The following is a 1,179-nucleotide window of genomic DNA, read 5'->3' as shown; positions in this document are numbered from 1 at the left end:
ATTTTAGCTACAACGCCAGCACCAACGGTACGACCACCTTCACGGATTGCGAAGCGTAAACCTTCGTCCATCGCGATTGGTGAAATCAATTCTACTACCATTTGGATGTTGTCGCCTGGCATTACCATTTCTACGCCTTCTGGTAACTCAACTGCACCAGTTACGTCAGTTGTACGGAAGTAGAACTGTGGACGGTAACCTTTGAAGAATGGAGTATGACGACCACCTTCTTCTTTTGACAATACGTATACTTCAGACTCAAACTTAGTGTGAGGCGTGATTGAACCAGGCTTACATAATACTTGACCACGCTCTACGTCATCACGCTTAGTACCACGTAATAATGCACCAATGTTCTCACCTGCACGACCTTCGTCTAACAATTTACGGAACATTTCTACACCAGTACAGGTCGTTTTTTGTGTATCACGGATACCTACGATTTCAATCTCGTCACCAACATTGATGATACCTGACTCAACACGGCCTGTTACTACTGTACCACGACCTGAGATTGAGAATACGTCTTCTACTGGCATCAAGAATGGCTTGTCGATGTCACGCTCTGGCTCTGGGATGTATGAATCTAAAGCTTCGCCTAATTCAACAATTTTCGCTTCCCACGCTTCATCACCTTGTAATGCTTTTAATGCAGAACCTTGGATTAATGGTAAGTCGTCACCTGGGAAATCGTATTCTGAAAGTAATTCACGTACTTCCATTTCTACTAATTCTAATAACTCTTCGTCATCTACCATGTCACATTTGTTCATGAATACGATGATGTAAGGTACACCTACCTGACGTGATAACAAGATGTGCTCACGTGTTTGTGGCATTGGGCCATCTGCAGCACTTACTACTAAGATTGCGCCATCCATCTGTGCAGCACCAGTGATCATGTTTTTAACATAATCCGCGTGTCCAGGACAGTCTACGTGCGCGTAGTGACGTGTTGGTGTGTCATATTCAACGTGTGAAGTATTGATTGTAATACCACGCTCACGCTCTTCTGGAGCATTGTCGATTGACGCGAAGTCTTTTGCTTCACCACCGTGTACTTTAGCTAATACTGTTGTAATAGCTGCAGTTAGAGTTGTTTTACCATGGTCAACGTGTCCGATTGTACCTACGTTAACATGCGGTTTAGTACGTTCAAATTTTGCTTTAGCCACTTTC

Annotated in this window: 1 protein-coding gene; it reads right to left on the bottom strand. The window is 43.7% G+C overall.

Going from position 1 to position 1,179, the window contains the following annotated elements:
• Positions 1 to 1,175, bottom strand: a 1,175-nt coding sequence (gene tuf / locus WSC_RS0102640) for an elongation factor Tu (RefSeq protein WP_026016627.1), incomplete at its 3' end; no start/stop codon positions are given.
• Between the last annotated feature and the right edge of the window lie 4 nt (positions 1,176 to 1,179).

The organism is Catenovulum agarivorans YM01 (assembly GCF_000281085.1).
Lineage (GTDB): Bacteria > Pseudomonadota > Gammaproteobacteria > Enterobacterales > Alteromonadaceae > Catenovulum > Catenovulum agarivorans.
The sequence above is the reverse complement of the archived record's forward strand: the minus strand, read 5'-3'. Positions and strand labels throughout refer to the sequence as shown.